The 20,030-nt window shown below is 67.3% G+C and carries 20 protein-coding genes; 11 read left to right on the plus strand and 9 right to left on the minus strand.

The features are described from left to right. Positions 1-52 precede the first annotated feature (52 nt). The gene (gene lat, locus ACQHI0_RS33770; RefSeq protein WP_427905729.1) at positions 53-1,393 is read left to right on the plus strand and encodes an L-lysine 6-transaminase; all 1,341 of its coding nucleotides are present in this window, start codon (positions 53-55) and stop codon (positions 1,391-1,393) included. Between the two features lie 109 nt (positions 1,394-1,502). Here lat and ACQHI0_RS33775 read toward each other — a convergent pair whose 3' ends face one another. The 4 genes from ACQHI0_RS33775 to ACQHI0_RS33790 form a co-directional block, all read right to left on the minus strand. After that, on the minus strand, positions 1,503-1,847 hold the full coding sequence (locus ACQHI0_RS33775) for a hypothetical protein (protein ID WP_379236715.1): 345 nt from the start codon (positions 1,845-1,847) through the stop codon (positions 1,503-1,505). A gap of 179 nt (positions 1,848-2,026) precedes the next feature. After that, positions 2,027-2,998 (minus strand): patatin-like phospholipase family protein, encoded by a 972-nt coding sequence (locus tag ACQHI0_RS33780; RefSeq protein ID WP_427905730.1) that lies wholly within the window; start codon positions 2,996-2,998, stop codon positions 2,027-2,029. 196 nt (positions 2,999-3,194) lie between these two features. Beyond that, positions 3,195-4,994, minus strand: a complete 1,800-nt coding sequence (locus tag ACQHI0_RS33785; RefSeq protein WP_427905731.1) for an acetyl/propionyl/methylcrotonyl-CoA carboxylase subunit alpha — start codon at positions 4,992-4,994, stop codon at positions 3,195-3,197. Between the two features lie 188 nt (positions 4,995-5,182). Beyond that, on the minus strand, positions 5,183-6,073 hold the full coding sequence (locus tag ACQHI0_RS33790; protein WP_427905732.1) for a sulfurtransferase: 891 nt from the start codon (positions 6,071-6,073) through the stop codon (positions 5,183-5,185). 148 nt (positions 6,074-6,221) lie between these two features. Here ACQHI0_RS33790 and ACQHI0_RS33795 point away from each other — a divergent pair, with 148 nt between their 5' ends. Continuing rightward, on the plus strand, positions 6,222-6,986 hold the full coding sequence (locus tag ACQHI0_RS33795) for a helix-turn-helix transcriptional regulator (protein WP_427905733.1): 765 nt from the start codon (positions 6,222-6,224) through the stop codon (positions 6,984-6,986). On the opposite strand, the gene ACQHI0_RS33800 is transcribed toward ACQHI0_RS33795, so the two are convergent. The 3 genes from ACQHI0_RS33800 to ACQHI0_RS33810 form a co-directional block, all read right to left on the minus strand. Further along, positions 6,912-7,547: a nucleoside triphosphate pyrophosphatase gene (locus tag ACQHI0_RS33800; RefSeq protein WP_427905734.1), complete on the minus strand. Its 636-nt coding sequence runs from the start codon at positions 7,545-7,547 to the stop codon at positions 6,912-6,914. The genes ACQHI0_RS33795 and ACQHI0_RS33800 overlap by 75 nt on opposite strands. A 42-nt stretch (positions 7,548-7,589) precedes the next feature. Next, a complete protein-coding gene (locus tag ACQHI0_RS33805) occupies positions 7,590-7,919 on the minus strand; it encodes an acyl-CoA carboxylase epsilon subunit (protein WP_427905735.1) in 330 nt (109 codons plus the stop codon). A gap of 129 nt (positions 7,920-8,048) precedes the next feature. Further along, complete coding sequence (locus ACQHI0_RS33810; protein WP_427905736.1) at positions 8,049-9,689, minus strand: acyl-CoA carboxylase subunit beta; 1,641 nt, start codon at positions 9,687-9,689, stop codon at positions 8,049-8,051. 123 nt (positions 9,690-9,812) lie between these two features. On the opposite strand from ACQHI0_RS33810, the gene ACQHI0_RS33815 reads away from it, so the two are divergent. Continuing rightward, positions 9,813-10,601: a biotin--[acetyl-CoA-carboxylase] ligase gene (locus ACQHI0_RS33815; protein ID WP_427905737.1), complete on the plus strand. Its 789-nt coding sequence runs from the start codon at positions 9,813-9,815 to the stop codon at positions 10,599-10,601. 35 nt (positions 10,602-10,636) lie between these two features. On the opposite strand, the gene ACQHI0_RS33820 is transcribed toward ACQHI0_RS33815, so the two are convergent. Next, positions 10,637-11,605: an acyl-ACP desaturase gene (locus ACQHI0_RS33820; RefSeq protein WP_427905738.1), complete on the minus strand. Its 969-nt coding sequence runs from the start codon at positions 11,603-11,605 to the stop codon at positions 10,637-10,639. Between the two features lie 127 nt (positions 11,606-11,732). Between ACQHI0_RS33820 and ACQHI0_RS33825 the strand changes: the two genes are divergently transcribed. The 3 genes from ACQHI0_RS33825 to ACQHI0_RS33835 are packed head-to-tail and all read left to right on the plus strand — an operon-like array spanning position 11,733 to position 14,317. Next, a complete protein-coding gene (locus tag ACQHI0_RS33825; protein ID WP_427905739.1) occupies positions 11,733-12,266 on the plus strand; it encodes a PH domain-containing protein in 534 nt (177 codons plus the stop codon). A 41-nt stretch (positions 12,267-12,307) separates the two neighbouring features. Next, positions 12,308-13,006 carry a response regulator transcription factor gene (locus ACQHI0_RS33830; RefSeq protein ID WP_056818039.1) on the plus strand — a complete coding sequence of 233 codons (699 nt, stop codon included), beginning with the start codon at positions 12,308-12,310 and terminating at the stop codon, positions 13,004-13,006. Positions 13,007-13,009: 3 nt separating this feature from the next. Further along, entirely contained in the window at positions 13,010-14,317 is a 1,308-nt protein-coding gene (locus ACQHI0_RS33835) for a sensor histidine kinase (RefSeq protein WP_427905740.1), read from the plus strand. A 22-nt stretch (positions 14,318-14,339) separates the two neighbouring features. Here the strand turns inward: ACQHI0_RS33835 and ACQHI0_RS33840 are convergent, their stop codons facing one another. Further along, positions 14,340-14,882, minus strand: coding sequence for a GtrA family protein (locus ACQHI0_RS33840; RefSeq protein ID WP_266296331.1), 543 nt, complete (start codon positions 14,880-14,882; stop codon positions 14,340-14,342). Between the two features lie 39 nt (positions 14,883-14,921). Between ACQHI0_RS33840 and ACQHI0_RS33845 the strand changes: the two genes are divergently transcribed. The 5 genes from ACQHI0_RS33845 to ACQHI0_RS33865 all read left to right on the plus strand — a co-directional run bounded on the left by ACQHI0_RS33845 (position 14,922) and on the right by ACQHI0_RS33865 (position 19,750). After that, positions 14,922-16,145, plus strand: coding sequence for a 5-(carboxyamino)imidazole ribonucleotide synthase (locus ACQHI0_RS33845; RefSeq protein ID WP_427905741.1), 1,224 nt, complete (start codon positions 14,922-14,924; stop codon positions 16,143-16,145). A 43-nt stretch (positions 16,146-16,188) separates the two neighbouring features. Beyond that, entirely contained in the window at positions 16,189-16,695 is a 507-nt protein-coding gene (purE, locus tag ACQHI0_RS33850) for a 5-(carboxyamino)imidazole ribonucleotide mutase (RefSeq protein ID WP_427905742.1), read from the plus strand. 107 nt (positions 16,696-16,802) lie between these two features. Further along, positions 16,803-17,684, plus strand: a complete 882-nt coding sequence (locus ACQHI0_RS33855; RefSeq protein WP_427905743.1) for a hypothetical protein — start codon at positions 16,803-16,805, stop codon at positions 17,682-17,684. Positions 17,685-17,761: 77 nt separating this feature from the next. Then, on the plus strand, positions 17,762-18,421 hold the full coding sequence (locus ACQHI0_RS33860) for a TetR family transcriptional regulator (protein WP_427905744.1): 660 nt from the start codon (positions 17,762-17,764) through the stop codon (positions 18,419-18,421). Positions 18,422-18,592: 171 nt separating this feature from the next. After that, a complete protein-coding gene (locus ACQHI0_RS33865) occupies positions 18,593-19,750 on the plus strand; it encodes an acyl-CoA dehydrogenase (RefSeq protein WP_427905745.1) in 1,158 nt (385 codons plus the stop codon). The last annotated feature ends 280 nt before the right edge of the window (positions 19,751-20,030 follow it).

The following is a 20,030-nucleotide window of genomic DNA, read 5'->3' on the forward strand; positions in this document are numbered from 1 at the left end:
TTGATTCGTCATTCCGTAGAACTTCCGTAAATATTTGCGTATCGTCGGTTTCGTGACCATCGAACTGGAGCGCCCCGGCGCGGCGGTCATCCCCGCCAACCGGGTCAACGAAATCCTGTCCTCGCACATCCTCGCGGACGGCTTCGAGCTGGTGCTCGACCTCCACAAGTCGCACGGCCGCATGCTTGTCGACGAACGTAACGGCACCAGCTATCTCGACATGTTCGGCTTCTTCGCCTCCAACGCGCTCGGGATGAACCATCCCGACCTGGCAGGCGACGAACGTTTCCTCGCCGAACTGACCACCGCCGCACTGAACAAGCCGAGCAATTCCGACATCTACACCGTCGAGATGGCCCGCTTCGTCGATACTTTCGCCCGCGTTCTCGGCGACCCCCACCTACCGCACCTGTTCTTCGTCGACGGTGGCGCGCTCGCGGTGGAGAACGCGCTGAAAGTCGCTTTCGACTGGAAGAGCAGACACAACGAATTGCACGGCCGCGCACCGGAACTCGGTACCAAGGTGCTGCACCTGACCGGCGCCTTCCATGGGCGGAGCGGCTATACGATGTCGCTCACCAATACCGACCCGGTCAAGACCGCGCGTTTCCCGAAATTCGATTGGCCGCGCATCGACACACCGCACACCGGTGCCGGGCCCGATATCGAGGCTCTCGAAGCACACGCGCTGGCCCAGGCCGAACAGGCCTTCGCCGAAAACCCGCACGACATCGCCTGTTTCATCGCCGAACCGATCCAGGGTGAAGGTGGCGACCGCCATCTGCGGCCGCAATTCCTCGCGGCCATGCAGCGGCTCTGCCATGCCAACGACGCGCTCTTCGTTCTCGACGAGGTGCAGACCGGCGTCGGCCTGACCGGAACCACCTGGGCCTACCAGCAATTGGGTGTTGCGCCCGATGTGGTGGCCTTCGGTAAGAAGACTCAAGTCTGCGGGATCATGGCAGGCGGGCGGGTCGACGAGGTGGCCGACAATGTCTTCCATGTGAGTTCGCGACTCAACTCCACCTGGGGCGGCAACCTCACCGACATGGTCAGAAGCCGGCGCGTTCTCGAAGTGCTGGAACGGGATCGGCTGATCGAGGGCGCGGTGCCGCTCGGCGCCTTCCTGCTCGACCGGCTCGGCGAGCTCGCCGCCGCGCATCCGGACATGGTCAGCCAGGCGCGTGGGCGTGGGCTGATGTGCGCGGTGACGCTGGCGACGCCGGAGTTGCGCGATCGGGTGGTGACGCAGCTGCGCGAACGTGAGCATGTGCTGCTGCTCGGTACGGGGGAGCGCGGCGTCCGTTTCCGTCCGCCGCTGACCGTCACCGAGAACGAGCTGCGTCAGGCCGTCGACGCACTCGACGCGGTGCTCACGCGAGAACGCCGGTAACTCACCGGATTCCGGACTGGGCCGACGGCGTGATCGCCGTCGGCCCAGTTCCTTCTTCGCTCGGATGTCCGCGCCGACCTCGGACGGTTCAGCGCAGCGCGACAAATGATCAGGCGGGCACGGGCGTCAATCCGAGTGCGCCGGCGACGAATCGGTGGACCGAGGCCAGACCTGCGGCCAGTGCCTCGTCTTCACCGGGACGGGCCCACCCCGTGACGGTCGCGGTGTCGTCCGCGCCCGGCGTCACGCCGATCTCGGCGACCATCTCGGCCGTCGTCGGAACGCAGACCGCCCAGGAGAAGTGCGACTCGTCCGCCCACTGCGCCGACCGGGTGGCCACATACTCGGGATCGGTGATGCCGCCGGCGGCCAGCGCGGGTCGATCGTCGATCCGCTCGTCGGCGCGAAGGGCGCGCAGATACCAGGACCCTGCGTTGATCTCGATCGGTTCCACGCCTCGCAGCCTATAGGCGGTGGTTCAGGTCGGCCTCCCGGCCTGAACACGGTCACGGTCTTTGTCGCGGCCCGCCCGATTCTGGACTGACCAGAGGGTGCGACGAAGGAGTGCCCGCCGGGAGGGAAGAATCGGGGCCCGAAGGGCCGCGACCCGCGGCGCCAGCCGCCAAGGATCAGTCAGGCCGTGCGGAGGGTCCCGCCGCCGAGCAGCGAGTGCACCGCCGTGCGGCCGATGTCTAGGGCGCGGGTGAGCAGGTCGGTGTCGCGGGCCGCGCTGTCGATGGCGGGCGAACCGGCGGGCGGGTGGACCTGGAGGACCTGATCGCCGAGGCCGTCGAGGTAGCTGTCCTCCATCGCCTGCTGGCCGGGCCGCTTGCTCCACGCCCGGAACGCACCGGGCGCGATGGCCCGCATGTAGCCGCCGCCGACCACCCGATGCAGCAGGGGAGCGGGCGGGCGGAGTTCGTCGGTTCGTCGGGTCCGCAGGACCAAGGCGTGGGTGGTGCCCGCGGCCACGGCGGTGCGGATCGGCACGGTTTCGGTGAGCCCGCCGTCGAAGTAGCTGCCACCCGCGAGGGTGACCGGTGGTCCCGCCAGCAACGGAAGGCCCGCAGAGGCCCGCAGCGCCGTCATGAGGGTCTGTTTATCGGTGATGTAGGGACCGAGGTCCACCGACTCCCCGGTGCGGATATCGGTCGCGATCGGGTGGAAGGTGGTGGGGTTGGCCAGGATCGCGGGGAAGTCCATCGGCTCGATGCCGTCGTACACGCGGTGCACGAGATAGTGCAGATCGAAGACCGGGCGGCCGCGGAAGATGCGGACCGGGTCGACCACGCGGCGCATGATCGCCGGATCGGTCCACGAGCGCATCCCCGTCGCCGCGCGCCCGCACAGCAACCAGGCGCCGTTGATCGCCCCGGCCGACGTGCCGTAGACGGCGTCGAACACCCTCGCCAGGCCCAATTCCTCCAGCGCCTGCACCATGCCGCTGGAGTACACACCGCGGCTGCCGCCCCCCTCGATCACCAGCGCGAGGCGGTTACCGTCGGTGCGATGCCCGGTTTCCCGGCGGCTCTGGATGACCTCGGCCACCGTTGCCGAACCCGGCGTCGAGAGCGGGTCCAGATCGGTGTGCGCAGTACTGGTCACCCGACCCACGATACGACAGAACCCGGCCGCTCGGCCTGCGGAGATGGGTGATCTTCGCCGTTCGTTCAGCTGGCCGTCCCCGCGACTTCCGCCGGTCGCGAGGAGACGGGCTCGGACGCGTCCGAAGGCCGGTGTTTCCCGCGAGAACGACAACGGGCGCCGGTCGGGAAGACCGGCGCCCGTTGGTGAAGAGCTTCTACTTGATCTCCGCCAGGACGGTGCCCTGGGTGATCGCCGCGCCCGCCGCGACAGCGAGCCCGGTGACGACACCGGCCTTGTGCGCGTTGACCGGGTTCTCCATCTTCATGGCCTCGAGCACGACGATCAGGTCGCCCGCCTCGACGGTCTGGCCCTCTTCGACCGCGACCTTCACGACGGTGCCCTGCATGGGCGCGGTCACCGCGTCACCGGAGGCGGCACCGGCACCGGCGCCACCACGCTTGCGCGCCTTCGGCTTCTTGCGGACCACACCGTTGCCCGCCGAACCGGCCGCACCGCCACCGAGGGTGAACTGACCGGGCAGCGACACCTCCACGCGACGGCCACCGACCTCGACGACAACCTTCTGCCGGGGCAGATCGTCGTCGTCATCGTCGGCCGCGCCACCGGCGGTGTACGGCTCGACGGTGTTCTTCCACTCGTTCTCGATCCACTTGGTGTAGACGTCGAAGGTCTGGCCGTCACCGATGAAGGCCGGATCCTCGATGACCGCGCGGTGGAACGGGATCACCGTCGCCAGGCCCTCGACCTCGAACTCGGCCAGCGCGCGACGGGCACGCTGCAGCGCCTGCTCGCGGTTCTCGCCGGTGACGATCAGCTTGGCCAGCATCGAGTCGAACTGACCACCGATGACGCTGCCCTGGACCACACCGGAGTCGACGCGCACACCGGGACCCGAGGGCTCGCGGTAGACGTTCACCGGGCCGGGAGCGGGCAGGAAGCCGCGACCGGCGTCCTCACCGTTGATCCGGAACTCGAACGAGTGGCCACGCGGGGTGGGGTCCTCGGTGATGGTCAGTTCCTCGCCGTTGGCGATGCGGAACTGCTGGCGCACCAGGTCGATGCCCGCGGTCTCCTCGGTGACCGGGTGCTCCACCTGCAGACGGGTGTTCACCTCGAGGAACGACACGGTCTCGCCCTGCACCAGGTACTCCACGGTGCCCGCACCGTAGTAGCCCGCCTCGCGGCAGATGCGCTTGGCCGACTCGTGGATGGCGGCGCGCACCTCGTCGGACAGGAACGGCGCGGGCGCCTCCTCGACGAGCTTCTGGAACCGGCGCTGCAGCGAGCAGTCGCGGGTACCGGCGACGACCACGTTGCCGTGCTGGTCGGCGATGACCTGGGCTTCGACGTGGCGGGCCTTGTCGAGGTACTGCTCGACGAAGCACTCGCCGCGACCGAACGCGGCGGTCGCCTCACGCACCGCGGAGTCGAACAGCTCGGGGATCTCCTCGATGGTGTGGGCGACCTTCATGCCGCGGCCACCGCCACCGAAAGCGGCCTTGATGGCCACCGGGACGCCGTACTCCTTGGCGAACGCGACGACCTCGTCGGCGTTCTTGACCGGGTCCTTGGTGCCCGCGGCCATCGGCGCCTTCGCCTTCTCGGCGATGTGACGCGCGGTGACCTTGTCACCCAGGTCGCGGATGGACTGCGGCGACGGGCCGATCCAGATCAGCCCGGCGTCGATCACGGCCTGGGCGAAGTCGGCGTTCTCGGAGAGGAAACCGTAGCCGGGGTGGATCGCGTCGGCGCCGGACTTGGCCGCGGCGTCGAGGATCTTGTCGAACACGAGGTACGACTCGGCAGAGGTCTGACCGCCGAGGGCGAACGCCTCGTCGGCGAGCTTCACGAAGGGAGCGTCGGCATCGGGCTCGGCGTACACCGCGACGCTGGTGATTCCCGCGTCCTTGGCAGCCCGGATCACGCGAACCGCGATCTCGCCGCGGTTAGCTACGAGTACCTTTGTGATCCGTGCGCTGGCATGGCTGGGCACTGAGCCTCCTGTGTGCAATCTTTGGTCGCGTCGGGGTACGGGTCGCCGGTTAGGCCCCGTGCCCGGTATCGACAACTTTCGTCTCGGGCGAGTGTAGGCAGTGTGCCAACCCTGCTCGAACTCGGCTAGCCCTACTGTCCAGTAGGTCGCAGGTCACACTACGCGGCGCCCGAGGATGTGAACATGTTTCAAATGATCTGATTCGCGACACCGGGCTCGGTGCCGGTGACGATCGGTACGCGCACCGAATTGCCCCATTCGATCCACGAACCGTCGTAATTACGTACCGACCTGCGGCCGAGCAGGAACGTCAGGACGAACCAGGTGTGGCTGGACCGCTCGCCGACCCGGCTGTACACGACCAGATCGTCGGCGGGCAGCGCGCCGTAGACCTCGTCCAGATCGGCGCGCGAGCGGAAACGGCCGTCGTTCGTGGCCGCCTCGGTCCACGGGATGTTCACCGCGGTCGGCACGTGCCCGCCACGCAGGGCGGCGTACTCCTGGTTGAGTGGTTTGTCCTCGAGTTCGCCCGAGTACTCCTGCGCCGAGCGCACGTCGACCAGGGGCTTGCCGAGCCTGCCGAGCACCTCCTCGCGGAACGCGCGCGCGGTCGAGTCGTCGCGGACCACCTCGGGGTAGTCGCTCGGCACCGGATAGGGCTGGTCGAAGGTGGTGTCGCGTTCCTCGGAGATCCAGGCGTCGCGGCCGCCGTCGAGCAGGCGCACGTCCTCGTGGCCGAACAGCGTGAAGATCCACGCGGTGTGCGCGGCCTGGGCATTGCCGCGATCGCCGTAGATCACGATGGTGTCGTCGCGCTCGATACCTTTGGCGCGCATCAGCTCGGTGAAGCGCTTGCCGTCGACATAATCGCGGGTCACCGGGTCGCTCAGGTCGCCGCGCCAATCGATTTTGACCGCGCCCGGGACATGGCCGATGTCGTAGAGCAGGATGTCATCGTTGGACTCGATGATTCGTAAACCACGCACGCCGATGTTTGCGGACAGCCATTCTGTGGTTACCAATCGATGCGGGACTGCGTAGGAACCGAAGGCGGGGTGCGGATCCGGGGCGACAGGCACAGTGTGGTCCTTCACGCGAGTTGGGTGGGTGCGACCACTGTGTGGTCGCAGCCGATGGTAAGTGTGTGGTGGCACATCACGAATCGACACAATGGGCGAATAAAGCGCACGGATGTCCGATAAAGTCTCTGGAGAGGAGGGGTGAGCTATGTCCGATTCTTGGCCGCGACGGCGACTGCTCGCGATCCTACGTGGCGCCACCGAGCCCCTCGATGCCCAGGAACTTGCCCGCATCACCGGACAGCACGTCACCACCGTCCGATTCCACCTCGATGTCCTCACCCGTGAATCGCTGGTTCGCCAGTTCCAGCAGCCGCCACGCGGGCGCGGACGCCCACGCATCGGCTATCGCGCGGTGCAGCGCTCGGTGGGATATCAGGAGCTCGCGCAGGTACTGGCCGACCATCTCGGCCCCGATCCGGTCGCCCGGTCCGCCGCCGCCGTGGCCGCGGGCCGCGCCTGGGGCGCGCGGATGGATATCGGCACGCAGCCGGTGGAAACCCTGGCCGACGCCAGGGACATCACCATGTCGCTGATGTCGGAACTCGGGTTCGCGCCCGAGAAGGACCCGGCCGGCGAGACACCGGAACACGTCCAGATCAACCTCACCGCCTGCCCGCTGCGGGAACTGGCCCGCTCGCACGCCGAGGTGGTGTGCGGTGTGCACATGGGCCTCATGCGGGAGGTGCTCGAACGCAACGGCGCCCGTGGCCGGGTGGACGTGCAGCTGCACCCGTTCATCGAGCCAGAGCTGTGTACGGCCCGGCTCGACCTGACGATGACCGCGCCCGATCGCACCCCGGCCAAGGAGCCGGGCGATCAGCACGTGATCGCGCCGTCAGTCCCGCGGATCCCGCCACAGCTGCGTGACACCGATACCGACGTCTTCGAGCAGTCGGCGCAACAGCGGTAGACCGAGCCCGATCACACTGGACGGGTCGCCGTCGATCCGGTCGACGAACCAGCCGCCCCGGCCGTCCAACGTGAACGCGCCCGCGACCTTGAGTGGTTCGCCGGAGGCGATGTAGGTATCGAGTTCCTCCGGCGTCGGCTTCGCGAAATGCACCGTGGTGCTGCTGCATTCGGCCGAGTCCGCGACGATCTCGCCATCGCGCAGTCGCAGGACGCAGTGTCCGGTGATCAGGTCCGCGCTGCGCCCGGCCATCGTGGCCCAGCGCTCGCGCGCCACCTCCGGGGTGTGCGGTTTACCTTGGAGCTCCCCGTCGACGAGCAGCATCGAATCGCAGCCGACCACGACACAGTCCGCGCTGAGATCGGGAATCGACGCGGCGACGTCGACCGCCTTGGCGCGAGCCAGGGCAACGACGACATCGTGCGACGAGGTGCCCGCGGGCAGCGCCGCCGCGACCGCGTCCTCGTCTACGCCCGAGACCCGCACGACGGGGTCGATGCCCGCGTTGCGCAGGATCCCGAGCCTGCCGACGGAGGCCGACGCGAGAACCAGCCTGGTCACCGCAGCACCAGCTCGTTCACCGCAGCACCCAGCTCGTTCACCTCAGCGCAGATGCGACAGCATCGGGTACACGTACGGCGAGAACGGGTTCGTGCCCCGATGCATGATCGTCGCTGTGCCCCAGGCGTCGGCCGGTCCGTTCGATCCAGCAGCGGGCGCGCTGGCGGCCGCCACGCTCAGGACGGCGACCAGAGCCGCGATGTCCTGATCGGTGGGCGAGCCCTTGAGAATGCGGAACAGCGGCTCGCCCGCGGCGTCGACGGGGGCCTGCGCCACCGCGTCCACTGTCAGTTGAGCCTCTTCGACGAGTGGTTCGACGGCGAGCTCGAGCTCGGCGACTGTCAGCACGTCTTCTTCTGCCACAGTTGTCACAGTGCCAGATCCTTCCTGCACTTACTTCGCTTCACAGCGCGGTTGCCGCGATCATTCCCGGTAGAACCGCGCTGATCAATAGTTGCTTCCCACAATCAGTGTGCGCGGCTCTTCGGGAATATCGCGTTTTCAGAGCGGAATGTTGCCGTGTTTCTTCGGCGGCATGGTCACCATTTTGCGTTCGAGGAGCCTCAGCGCCGACACGATCTGGCCACGGGTGTGCGAGGGCGGGATGACCGCGTCGACGTAGCCACGCTCGGCGGCCACATACGGGTTCACCAGAGTGTCCTCGTACTCGTTCTGCAGCTCGAGGCGCAGTGCGTCGACGTCGTCGCCGTTCTTGGCGGCTTCGAGCAGCTGCTTGCGGTAGACGAAGCCGACGGCGCCCGAGGCACCCATCACGGCGATCTGCGCGGTCGGCCACGCCAGGTTCACATCGGCGCCCATGTGCTTGGAACCCATGACGTCGTAGGCGCCGCCGTAGGCCTTGCGAGTGATGATCGTGATCTTTCCCACAGTGGCTTCGCCGTAGGCGTAGAGCAGCTTCGCGCCACGGCGGATGATGCCGTTGTATTCCTGGCCGGTGCCGGGCAGGAAGCCGGGCACGTCCACCAGGGTGATGATCGGGATGTTGAAGGCGTCGCAGGTGCGCACGAAGCGCGCGGCCTTCTCCGAGGCGTCGATGTCGAGGCAGCCGGCGAACTGGGTCGGCTGGTTGGCGACGATGCCGACGCTGCGCCCGTCCACCCGGCCGAAGCCGCAGATGATGTTCATCGCGCGCTCGGCCTGGACCTCGAGGAACTCGTCGTCGTCGAGCAGACGGCGGATGACCTCGTGCATGTCGTAGGGCTGGTTCGGCGAGTCCGGGATGATCGTGTCGAGCTCGATGTCCTCGTCGGTGAGGGCGTCTTCGATCGCACCGTTGATCGGGTCGGTCGGCGCGTGGCGCGGGGCCTCGGCGCGGTTGTTGCTCGGCAGGTAGCCCAGCAGGTCCTTGACGTAGTCGAGGGCGTCCTGCTCGCCGGAGGCGACGTAGTGGGCCACACCGGACTTCACCATGTGGGTGTGTGCGCCACCGAGGTCCTCCATGGAGACCTCTTCACCGGTGACGGTCTTGATCACGTCGGGGCCGGTGACGAACATCTGGGAGGTCTGATCGACCATCACCACGAAGTCGGTGAGCGCGGGGGAGTACACGTGACCACCGGCGGCGGCACCCATGATCAGCGAGATCTGCGGGATCACGCCGGAGGCCTGCACGTTGCGGTGGAAGATCTCGCCGTAGAGCCCGAGGGAGACGACGCCCTCCTGGATCCGCGCGCCCGCGCCTTCGTTGATGCCGACCAGCGGGCGGCCGGTCTTGATCGCCAGGTCCATCACCTTGACGATCTTCTCGCCGTAGACCTCGCCGAGGGAGCCACCGAACACGGTGACGTCCTGGGAGAAGATGCACACGTCGCGGCCGTCGATGGTGCCGTAGCCGGTGACGACACCGTCACCGAGCGGGCGGTTGTGCTCGAGGCCGAAATTCACGCTGCGGTGCTTGGCCAGGGCATCGAGTTCGACGAAGGAGCCTTCGTCGACGAGGGCGAGGATGCGCTCGCGCGCTGTCATCTTGCCCTTGGCGTGCACCTTGTCGACCGCGGCCTCACCCATCGGGTGTTGCGCTTCTTCCAGCCGATTCCGCAGATCAGCCAGCTTCCCGGCGGTGGTGTGGATATCGGGGGTGCCCGCCGATTCCGATGCGGGCTGCTGCTGGACACTCGTCATGGGTTGCGAGTGTAACGAGTGACACCGTCACGCACTACGGCAGTCTCGCCTACCGGTCAGTAGAGAAACCCCAGCTAGGTATGGTCATGACCCTTCACAGTGAACTCCAGTAACGTGCCGAGAATGAACAGGGCACCCATCGATGTACCGCGTCTGCGCAGCTCGCAGGGACTGTCGTTCTACGACCGGGTCGATGTAGTCGAATCGACCGGATCGACCAACGCCGACTTGGTCGCCCGTGCCGCCGACCCGTCCGTCGACCGCCAGGCTCTGCTCGCCGAGGAACAGGTGAGCGGTCGCGGTCGGCATGCCCGCGCCTGGGTGAGTCCGCCGCGCGCGCAGATCTCGCTGTCGATCCTGGTGCGCCTGCCCGGCATCGACCCCGGCGCGCTCGGCTGGTTGCCGTTACTCACCGGGATCGCCGTGGTCGACGCGCTGCGCGGCGCGGCGGGCGTCGCACCGGATCTGAAGTGGCCGAACGATGTGCTGCTCGACGGCCGCAAGCTCGCGGGCATCCTGGCCGAGGTCGCCGCGACCGGCATCGCGCCCGCGGTGGTGGTCGGTATCGGGATGAACGTCGACCTCGACGAGTCGGAACTGCCTGTCGCCCACGCGACTTCGCTGTCGCTGGCCGGTGCGCGGAGTATCGACCGCACCGCCCTTGTCGCGGCGATCCTGGCCGAATTCGCGCGCCGCTTCACCGCATGGGAGCGGTCGGGCTGGGACAGCGCCGAACTGGCGACCGCCTATCGCGAACGCTGCGCCACCATCGGCGTCGACGTGCGCGCCGAACTTCCCGGCGGCAAGGTGATCACCGGTGTCGCGACCGGCATCGACGACACCGGTCGACTGCTCATCGGCGGCGAAGCGGTGTCCGCGGGCGACGTCTCCCACCTGCGCGGACAATACTGAGGACGGGCCCGAAGCGGGCCCGTCCCCGGCACGGATCAGCGTGCGGCCGCACCCGCGGTCGCACGCTCGGCCACCTCGCGCTCGCGCGCCAGCAGCCGGTCGCGCTGTTCCTCGAACCGCAGCACGTCCTTCTCCAGCTTGTCGATGAACAGCGCGAGCTCGTCGCGGGCCGCCTCGCCTCGCGCACCGAAGTCGTTGCGTTCGAAGACATCCCACTGCTTGAGTACCGGACGCACCACCTCGTCGAGGTGCTGGCGCAGGTCGTAGATGCCGTGCTTGGCCATCAGCACGCCGTTGCGCCGCCAGTTGGGCATGCCCGCGCCCGGCATCTGGAAATTGGTGAGCACCTTGGTGATCGCGGGCATCGCCTGGTCGGGGGCGAGGTCGAGGGCCGCCGCGCAGAGGTTGCGGTAGAAGATCATGTGCAGGTTCTCGTCGGTGGCGACGCGGGCCAGCATCTTGTCGGCGACCGGGTCGTCGCAGACGCGACCGGTGTTGCGGTGGCTCACCCGAGTGGCCAGCTCCTGGAACGTCACATACGCGACGTTCACCAGGAACCCACCCCAGTTCGCCGGTGCGTGCGCGCCCTGGGTCATGTGGACCATCCGCGCTTCTTCCAGCGCCACCGGGTCGACGCCGCGGGTCACCACGAGGTAGTCGCGGATCACGATGCCGTGGCGGTTCTCCTCGGCGGTCCAGCGGCCCACCCAGGTGCCCCACGCGCCGTCGAGGGAGAAGTTCTCGGCGATCTCGCGGTGGTAGGAGGGCAGATTGTCCTCGGTGAGCAGATTGGTGATCATCGCCGCCTTGGCGACATCGGTGAGCCTCGATTGCGAAGGCTCCCAGTCGGTTCCGCCCATCGCGGCGAAATTGCGGCCTTCCTCCCACGGCACGTAGTCGTGCGGATTCCAGTCCTTGGCGATGGAAAGGTGCCGGTTGAGGTTCTGTTCGGCCACAGGTTCGAGGGCCGTGAGGATTTCGAGCTGAGTCAGATCTTCGGTCACGCGTGCCTCCACTGTCGGTGTCGAGCAAGCAGATATGGGCAAAACCTGGCATCTAGCGTGTAATCCACAGTATCGCCTCAGCCGTGGCATCGAGAAATGCGGTGTGTCATCGCGGTACTGTTCGAGCATGGGTTACCCGGAGGATGTCCTCGCGCCCGACGAGCAGCTGATCCTGCACCGCCACCCGCATTGGAAAATGCTGGTCTGGCCCATCGTCTTTCTCATCGCCGCCACCGCGCTCGCCGGATTCCTCGGCGGGCTGGCCTACCGCAACACCACCGGCCACGCGCGCACGGTGCTGCTGATCCTGATCGGTCTGGTCTGGGCCGGGCTGATCGCGTGGCGGGTCGTCGCCCGGGTGATCGCCTGGAAGTCCACGCATTTCATCGTCACCGGGCGACGGGTGCTGGTGCGCCAGGGCGTGCTCACCCACACCGGCATCGACATCCCGCTCAGCCGCATCTCCAGTGTGCAGTTCCGGCACGGTCTCTGGGACCGGGTGCTCGGCACCGGCACGTTGATCATCGGGTCCTCGTCGGAGGAGCCGCTCGAATACGACGACGTGCCCCAGGTGCAGCAGGTCCACTCGCTGCTCTACCACCAGGTGTTCGAGGCGGGTCGTTCCGCCAACGAGCAGCACTGGGGTGGCGGCTACCGGTGAGCTGCCCGTCCTCGCTGATCAGAAACATTTAACCTGTGCACATGACCGCAGTCCTGCTGGCCGAAGACGATGAGGCGATCGCCGCACCCCTGTCGCGCGCACTGGGGCGTGAGGGCTACACCGTCACCGTCGAACGCTTCGGCCCCGCGGTGTTGCGCCGTGCCCTCGAGGGCAATCACGACCTGCTGATCCTCGATCTCGGCTTGCCCGGCATGGACGGGCTGGAGGTGTGCAGGCAGGTGCGCGCGAGCGGCGCCGATCTGGCTGTGTTGATGCTCACCGCCCGGACCGACGAGGTCGACTTCGTGGTCGGTCTCGACGCGGGTGCCGACGACTATGTCGGCAAACCGTTCCGGCTGGCCGAACTCCTCGCCCGCGTGCGAGCGCTGTTGCGGCGCAGCGGTATCGGTGACGACGCGGTGGAAGTCGGCGCGATCCGGCTCGAACCAGCGGCCCGCCGGGTGCTGGTGAACGGGGCCGAGGTGAACCTGGCCAACAAGGAGTACGAGCTGCTCAAGGTTCTCATCGACCGGGCCGGTCAGGTGGTGGCGCGCGAGACCATCCTGCGCGAGGTATGGGGCGACGCCGACCTGCGTGGCTCCAAGACCCTCGACATGCACATGTCCTGGTTGCGTCGCAAGATCGGCGACGAGGGCCCGATGGCGGAGCGCCGGATCGTCACCGTGCGCGGTGTCGGGTTCCGGCTCAATACCGACGGACCCACCTCGCACCGAGGCTGACGGGTGCGCCGCCGCATCCTGCGTTCGATCCTGACCGTGTTGACCATCACCACGGTGGTGCTCGGCGTGCCGCTGATCTACACGGCCTGGCTGTGGGTCGAAGACATCACCCGCAACGATCTGCAGAGCCGCCTCGAACGGATCTCGACCGAGGTGATCGCCCAGGAACGTATCGACGGGACCGTCCACGACGGCCTCGACGTACGAGCCATGAGCGCGCTGGTCCCTGAGGGCGGCAAGCTCACGATCGTCTACCCGACCCCGCAGGACAATGCCGCGCGTACCGATATCGGGGTCGCGGAGGTCGGCGATCCGCTGGTCGAGTCGCTGTCGATGGGTACGTCCGGTTCGCTGCGCCTCGAGGTGCCCGCCGGGCCGATGCACTCCCGGCAGGAGCAGGCGGTGGCCGCGGTGGCGCTGGCCGTGCTCGCCTCGCTCGGTGCGGCGTTCTCGGTCGCGGTGGTGACCGCGCGCCGCGTCGCCGACCCGCTACGCGACGTGGCCGCCAGGGCCGCGCGGCTGGCGATGGGCGACTTCCGGCCCGATCCGCGCCGCCACGGCATCGCCGAACTCGACCGGGTCTCGGACGTGCTCGATTCGGCGACCGTCGAGATCGCGGGCCGACTGCAACGCGAGCACGCGCTGGTAGCCGACGTTTCCCACCAGCTGCGCAGCCGCCTGACCGCCGTTCGCCTGCGCCTCGACGAGTTGTCCACCCATGCCGATCCCGAGGTGGTACACGAGGCAGAGGAGGCGATGGCGCAGGTCGACCGGCTCACCGAGGCCATCGACGACTTGGTCCGCGCCTCCCGCGACGAAGACGCCACCGACCGCGACCCGGTCCCGGTGGTGGCGGAACTGCGCGGCGTCGTCACCGAGTGGACCCACCCGTTCCACGAGGCCGGGCGCGAACTGCTGCTGCTCGGCGACGAATCCCTGCAGGCCCCGATCAGCGGTTCACGGCTGCGTGAGGCCGTCGCGGTGCTGGTCGACAACGCCCTGATGCACGGTGGCGGCACCTGCACGGTCTCGGTGCGCACGGTCCCGACGATGAGCTCGCGCGACCCGCTGATCTGTGTGGAGGTGTCCGACGAGGGCGAGGGTGTGCGCGATGAGCTCGCACCGCACATCTTCGATCGTGGTTTCTCCGCGGGCGGGTCGACCGGTGTCGGTCTCGCGCTTGCCCGCGCGCTGGTCGAGGCCGACGGTGGCAGGCTCGAGCTGCAGCGCCGCCGTCCGGCCCTGTTCGCGGTGTTCCTCGGCTCCAAGCTCAATCGCCCGCAGAACGCGACGCTGACCGAGCCGCGCTGACTTAATTGTCGGTGGACCGGGCTCAGCTGTGGCCGAGGTGCTCTTCCTCGACCAGGTCCTCGAACTCGGCGACGAGCTCGTCGATCTCGTCGGGGAACACCCAGCGCCGCATCGCCCAGAACCGGAACGCCATCTGCAGCAGATTGCCGATGATGAACGCGCTGAAGAAGTCGGCGATGTTCGCGACGGCGAAGCTCACATGCGGTTCGCGCAGATCGAGCACATAGATCGAGATCCACAGCGGGATATTGGCCAGGACCACGCCGATCCCGCTCACCCCGAAGAACAGCAGCGCCTCGTGATGCTTCTCCCGGCCGCCCCGATTCTTGAACGACCATTCCCGGTTGAGGATGTAGGAGGCGATCACCGCCACCACGCCCGAGATGATCTTGGCGGTGAGCGGTTTATCCGCGAGAACCGTCCATTTCAGGAGGTAGTACAGGCCGCTGTCGATCACGAACGTCGTGGCGCCGACGAGGGCGAACTTGATCAGCTCTTTATGCCTGATCGCGATTTCGCGCAGGCGCGGGGGAAGGACGCTGACCACGTCGTCGACGATTGACACGAGTTCTGAGTGTACCGGTCGCAAACATTCGCATTCGACATGACAACATTGCACGACGTGAGTGCACGTTCATTCGATCCGTCAGCCATGCCCACCGTCACGATGGTCGGTGGGGGCCAGCTCGCGCGCATGACGCACCAGGCCGCGGTCGCCCTCGGCCAGCGTCTACGGGTGCTCGCCGAGCGGCCCGACGACCCGGCCGCCCAGGTCACCCCCGACGTGGTGCTCGGCAGCCACGACGACCTGTCCGCGCTGCGCGAAGCCGCCCGCGGTTCGCACGCGCTGACCTTCGACCACGAGCACGTGCCGACCGAGCACCTCGACGTGCTGGTCGCCGAGGGCGTGAACGTTTCCCCGCCGCCACAGGCGCTGATCTTCGCCCAGGACAAGCTGGCGATGCGCAACAAACTCTCCGCGCTCGGTCTGCCGGTGCCCGCGTTCGTCGAGGTCACCGCGCCCGCCGACGCTGTCGCCTTCGGTGACGAGCACGGCTGGCCCTTCGTGCTGAAGGCCGTGCGTGGTGGCTACGACGGTCGCGGGGTGTGGATGCCCGCCGATGCGGCCGAGGCCACCCGGCTGGTCACCGACCAGCTCGCGCGCGGTGTGCAGTTGCTGGCTGAGTCGAAGGTCTCACTGAAGCGTGAGCTGTCGGCGATGGTCGCGCGTTCGCCGTTCGGGCAGGCCGCGACCTGGCCGGTCGTGGAGACGGTCCAGCGCAACGGTCAGTGCGCCGTCGTGATCGCCCCCGCCCAGGACCTGGACGAGGACCTCGGCGCGCGCGCCGAGACCATGGCGCTCGAGCTCGCCGCGGGCCTCGGTGTGGTGGGAGTCATGGCCGTGGAGCTGTTCGAGACCCACGACGGCGAACTCCTGGTGAACGAGCTGGCCATGCGCCCGCACAACTCCGGCCACTGGGGCATGGACGGCGCCCGCACCGGGCAGTTCGAGCAGCACCTGCGCGCGGTCCTCGACTACCCGCTCGGCGACACCAGCCCCCTCGCGCCGGTGACCGTGATGTCGAACATCCTCGGTGCCGCCGTGGCTCCCGAGATGTCGATGGACGAACGCCTGCATCACCTGTTCGCCCGCCTCCCCGAGGCCAAGGTGCACCTCTACGGCAAGGGCGAGCGCCCCGACCGCAAGATCGGCCACATCAACATCCTCGGCGACGACGTCACCGAGGTCCGCGAGCAGGCCGAACGGGCGGCGCACTGGATGTCGCACGCCGTCTGGACCGACGGCTGGGATCCGCACGGCGCGTGAAACTGATTCGACCACACTGCTTTTCGACCATTAAGGAACTCACGTGAGCACCAACGGACCCCAGGTCGGCCTCATCATGGGCAGCGACTCCGACTGGCCGACAATGGAAGCCGCCGCGGAGGCACTCGCCGAATTCGGCATCCGCTTCGAGGTCGGCGTGGTCTCCGCCCACCGCACCCCCCAGCGCATGCTCGACTACGCCCGCGAAGCCGCGGGCCGCGGGATCCAGGTGATCATCGCGGGCGCGGGCGGCGCGGCGCACCTGCCCGGCATGGTCGCCTCGGCCACGCCACTGCCGGTCATCGGCGTCCCCGTGCCGCTGAAGTACCTCGACGGCATGGACTCGCTGCTGTCGATCGTCCAAATGCCCGCAGGCGTCCCGGTAGCCACCGTCTCCATCGGCGGCGCCCGCAACGCGGGCCTGCTGGCCGCCCGCATCCTCGGCGCCTCCGACGAGTCCCTGCGCACCCGCATGGAACAGTTCCAGGCCGGCCTCGAACAGATGGTCCTGGAGAAGGATGAAGCGCTCCGCAACAAACTCCTGGGCTGACCCGATGGGGCGAAACCTCGCCCCATCGACGCGGAATCCGAATTGCCGAATTCCGGGGAATCGCCGCCGCTTTCGTGCTGATGTTCGATCAGACGTACCGTCGCCGCATGGTGACCTCATCGCACGAAGCGATGCATCGGATCTTCCAGCATGATGCGGCGGCGATTGCCCACGCCTTCGCCGTATTGAAGCTGCCATTCTCCAAACCGACTGCGGTAGAGCAAGTTTCGGTAGATCTCACGGAGACGAATCCGGTCGAGCGGCGTGCTGACACGATCTTGGACATCACGACTGTCGACGACAGGTTTCTGATGGTGGTCGAGGCTCATTCCTCTGTCGACGATTCCCGACCGGATTCCTGGTCGTATTACGTGACCTTCCTGCGCAACAAGTACAAGCTGCCCGTCATCCTCGTCGTCATCTGTCATGACCACGTCACCGCGCGGTGGGCGACAGCTCCGATGAAACTGGGGCACGCGTTCTGGACGACGATCACATTGCATCCGTTGGTGCTCGGCCCGAGCAATGTGCCAGCGGTCACCGACCCGGCCGTGGTCGTCCAAGATCTGCCCTTGGCGGCATTGTCGGCCGTCACCCATGCCCGTGAGGCGGAGATCGGTGCGATACTGAGAGCGATCGTTGCGGGCATCCGCCGACTCGGCGGGAACGAGACGACCGAGTTCTACGTCGAGTTGATCGAGCAAGGCATCTCCAATACCGAAGCCGCTGAGACCTGGAGGAAGTACATGGCAGTCGATCTCTCGTTCTTCCGATCGGAATCCGCGCAGAAGCTCCGGGCGCAAGGGCGCGCGCAAGGGCGCGCGGAGCGGTGCGTCGAGGATGTGCTGATGATTCTGCGGCACCGGGGCGTTGTCGTCACCGACGAGGTGGCGGACCGGATCCAGGATTGTGATGACGAAGATCAGTTGGCCGCGTGGCTCCGTCGGTCCCTGGACGTGTCCTCGGTGGCTGAACTGTTCGCCGAATGACAAGCACGCCGCTCGGGTGGTGTCGTTGTACGACGTCGTGTGAGGCACTTGCCGGGCGATGACTACGGTTGACCCCCGTGGCACACGATGATGCGGCGCAGTTTCGGCTCACGGTGGTTGATCAGGCGTTGCGGTTGTTCGCCGAGCGAGGGTACGAGGCGACGACGGTGGACGAGATCGCGGTGGCCGCGGGGATTTCGCGGCGGACGTTCTTTCGCCAGTTCCGGTCGAAAGAGGATGTGATCTTCGCTGATCACGAGTTCCAGCTGGCCTCGGCGCAGGAGTTCCTCGAAGGGGGCGAGGGTGATCCGTGGGATGCGGTGTGCGAGGCCGTGATCGGGGTGTTCGAGCGGTTCACGCAGTGGCGCGATATCGCGGCGCGGCGGTATCAGGTAGTGCGGCGGGTGCCCGCGTTGCGGGAGCGCGAGATCGTGACGGTGTTCCGGTACGAGCGGCTGTTCACCGAGTTCCTGCGCGGACGGTTGCCGGAGGTACCCGATCTCGCGCGGGTGCAGTACACGGCCGCTGTCACCGCCACGCACAACTACCTGCTGCGCCGGATGGTGCGCGGCGAATCGGGAGCGACGGTGGCCGATCTGCGCACCGAGTTGGACATGATCCCGCGTGGCAGGCGGGCTCAGGCCGAGCCCGAGGAGATGGTGCTCGCTGTGTTCCCCCGCGACATGCCGCCACGCAAGGTGGCCGATCTACTCACCGCCCGCCTCGGTAACCTGTGAGCGCCACTCACGCCGATGCGTGAGACGGTGACACTGAGTGCCACCCATATATCCCCATGTAGCGATAGAGTGCCGCGCGTATAATCCTCGGTAGATTGGCACTGCGTGCCGACGCACCACGCGCTGTGAGACCGCGCAGCGATCACGACCACGACCAGGAGTGTGCCCCCGATGGCCGGTAACCCCGATTTCGACCTGTTCAAGCTCGAGGACTTCCACGACGAGCTGCGCGGTGCCATCCGTGGCCTCGCGGAGAAGGAAATCGCTCCGTTCGCCAAGGACGTCGACGGCAACGCCCGCTTCCCGGAGGAGGCGCTCACCGCGCTCAACGCCGCCGGCTTCAACGCCGTGCACGTGCCAGAGGCCTACGGCGGCCAGGGTGCCGACTCGGTCGCCACTTGTATCGTGATCGAGGAAGTGGCCCGGATCTGTGGCTCCTCCTCGCTGATCCCCGCCGTGAACAAGCTCGGCACCATGGGCCTGATCCTCAACGGCTCCGAAGAGCTCAAGACCAAGGTCCTGGCCGACATCGTCAACGGTGAGATGGCCTCCTACGCGCTGTCCGAGCGTGAGGCCGGTTCCGACGCCGCCGCCATGCGCACCCGCGCCAAGGCCGACGGCGACGACTGGGTCCTCAACGGCTCCAAGTGCTGGATCACCAACGGCGGCAAGTCTTCCTGGTACACCGTGATGGCCGTGACCGACGCCGACAAGGGCGCCAACGGCATCTCCTCGTTCATGGTCCACAAAGACGACGAGGGCTTCGTGGTCGGCCCGCTCGAGCACAAGCTGGGCATCAAGGGTTCGCCTACCGCCGAGCTCTACTTCGAGAACTGCCGCATCCCCGGCGACCGCATCGTTGGTGAGCCCGGCACCGGTTTCAAGACCGCCCTGCAGACCCTCGACCACACCCGCCCGACCATCGGCGCGCAGGCCGTCGGCCTGGCCCAGGGTGCGCTCGACGCCGCGATCGCCTACACCAAGGATCGCAAGCAGTTCGGCAAGACCATCGCCAGCTTCCAGAACACCGAGTTCATGCTGGCCGACATGGCCATGAAGATCGAGGCCGCCCGCCTGATGGTCTACACCTCGGCCGCCCGCGCCGAGCGCGGCGAGAAGAACCTCGGCTTCATCTCCGCCGCCGCCAAGTGCTTCGCCTCCGACGTGGCCATGGAGGTCACCACCAACGCCGTCCAGCTCTTCGGCGGCGCGGGCTACACCACCGACTTCCCGGTCGAGCGCATGATGCGCGACGCGAAGATCACCCAGATCTACGAGGGCACCAACCAGATCCAGCGTCTGGTGATGGCCCGCAACATCCTGCGCTGATACCCAGCACGCCAGCGCTTCCGCGGCCCCCCGACGGACCCCCGTCGGGGGGCCGCGTCTGTTTCTGATGCCCACGGCGACGGACACCTGATTCCGGCCGATTCCGCGGCGTTACCTCGATCTCGGCCGCTGACCGGGTAATGGCGACCGAATTGTGGCTGCAGTTAGAACGGATAATGTATCGGGAAATTCAACCGATATCGGAGGGTTATTCATTTGCCGCTCGGCGGCGATTCGTTTCGCGCCTTCCGTGCCATATACCAAGACAGGTGGGATCAAC

The organism is Nocardia sp. FBN12 (assembly GCF_050320175.1).
GTDB lineage: Bacteria > Actinomycetota > Actinomycetes > Mycobacteriales > Mycobacteriaceae > Nocardia.

What these genes read in the sequence shown, in the direction of transcription:
- ACQHI0_RS33795 (WP_427905733.1), top strand. Translation starts at nt 6,222, where the DNA reads ATGTCCGATTCTTGGCCGCGACGGCGACTGCTCGCGATCCTACGTGGC.
- ACQHI0_RS33810 (WP_427905736.1), bottom strand. Translation starts at nt 9,689, where the DNA reads ATGACGAGTGTCCAGCAGCAGCCCGCATCGGAATCGGCGGGCACCCCC.
- ACQHI0_RS33815 (WP_427905737.1), top strand. Translation starts at nt 9,813, where the DNA reads ATGAACAGGGCACCCATCGATGTACCGCGTCTGCGCAGCTCGCAGGGA.
- ACQHI0_RS33825 (WP_427905739.1), top strand. Translation starts at nt 11,733, where the DNA reads ATGGGTTACCCGGAGGATGTCCTCGCGCCCGACGAGCAGCTGATCCTG.
- ACQHI0_RS33830 (WP_056818039.1), top strand. Translation starts at nt 12,308, where the DNA reads ATGACCGCAGTCCTGCTGGCCGAAGACGATGAGGCGATCGCCGCACCC.
- ACQHI0_RS33845 (WP_427905741.1), top strand. Translation starts at nt 14,922, where the DNA reads ATGACAACATTGCACGACGTGAGTGCACGTTCATTCGATCCGTCAGCC.
- ACQHI0_RS33855 (WP_427905743.1), top strand. Translation starts at nt 16,803, where the DNA reads ATGGTGACCTCATCGCACGAAGCGATGCATCGGATCTTCCAGCATGAT.
- ACQHI0_RS33865 (WP_427905745.1), top strand. Translation starts at nt 18,593, where the DNA reads ATGGCCGGTAACCCCGATTTCGACCTGTTCAAGCTCGAGGACTTCCAC.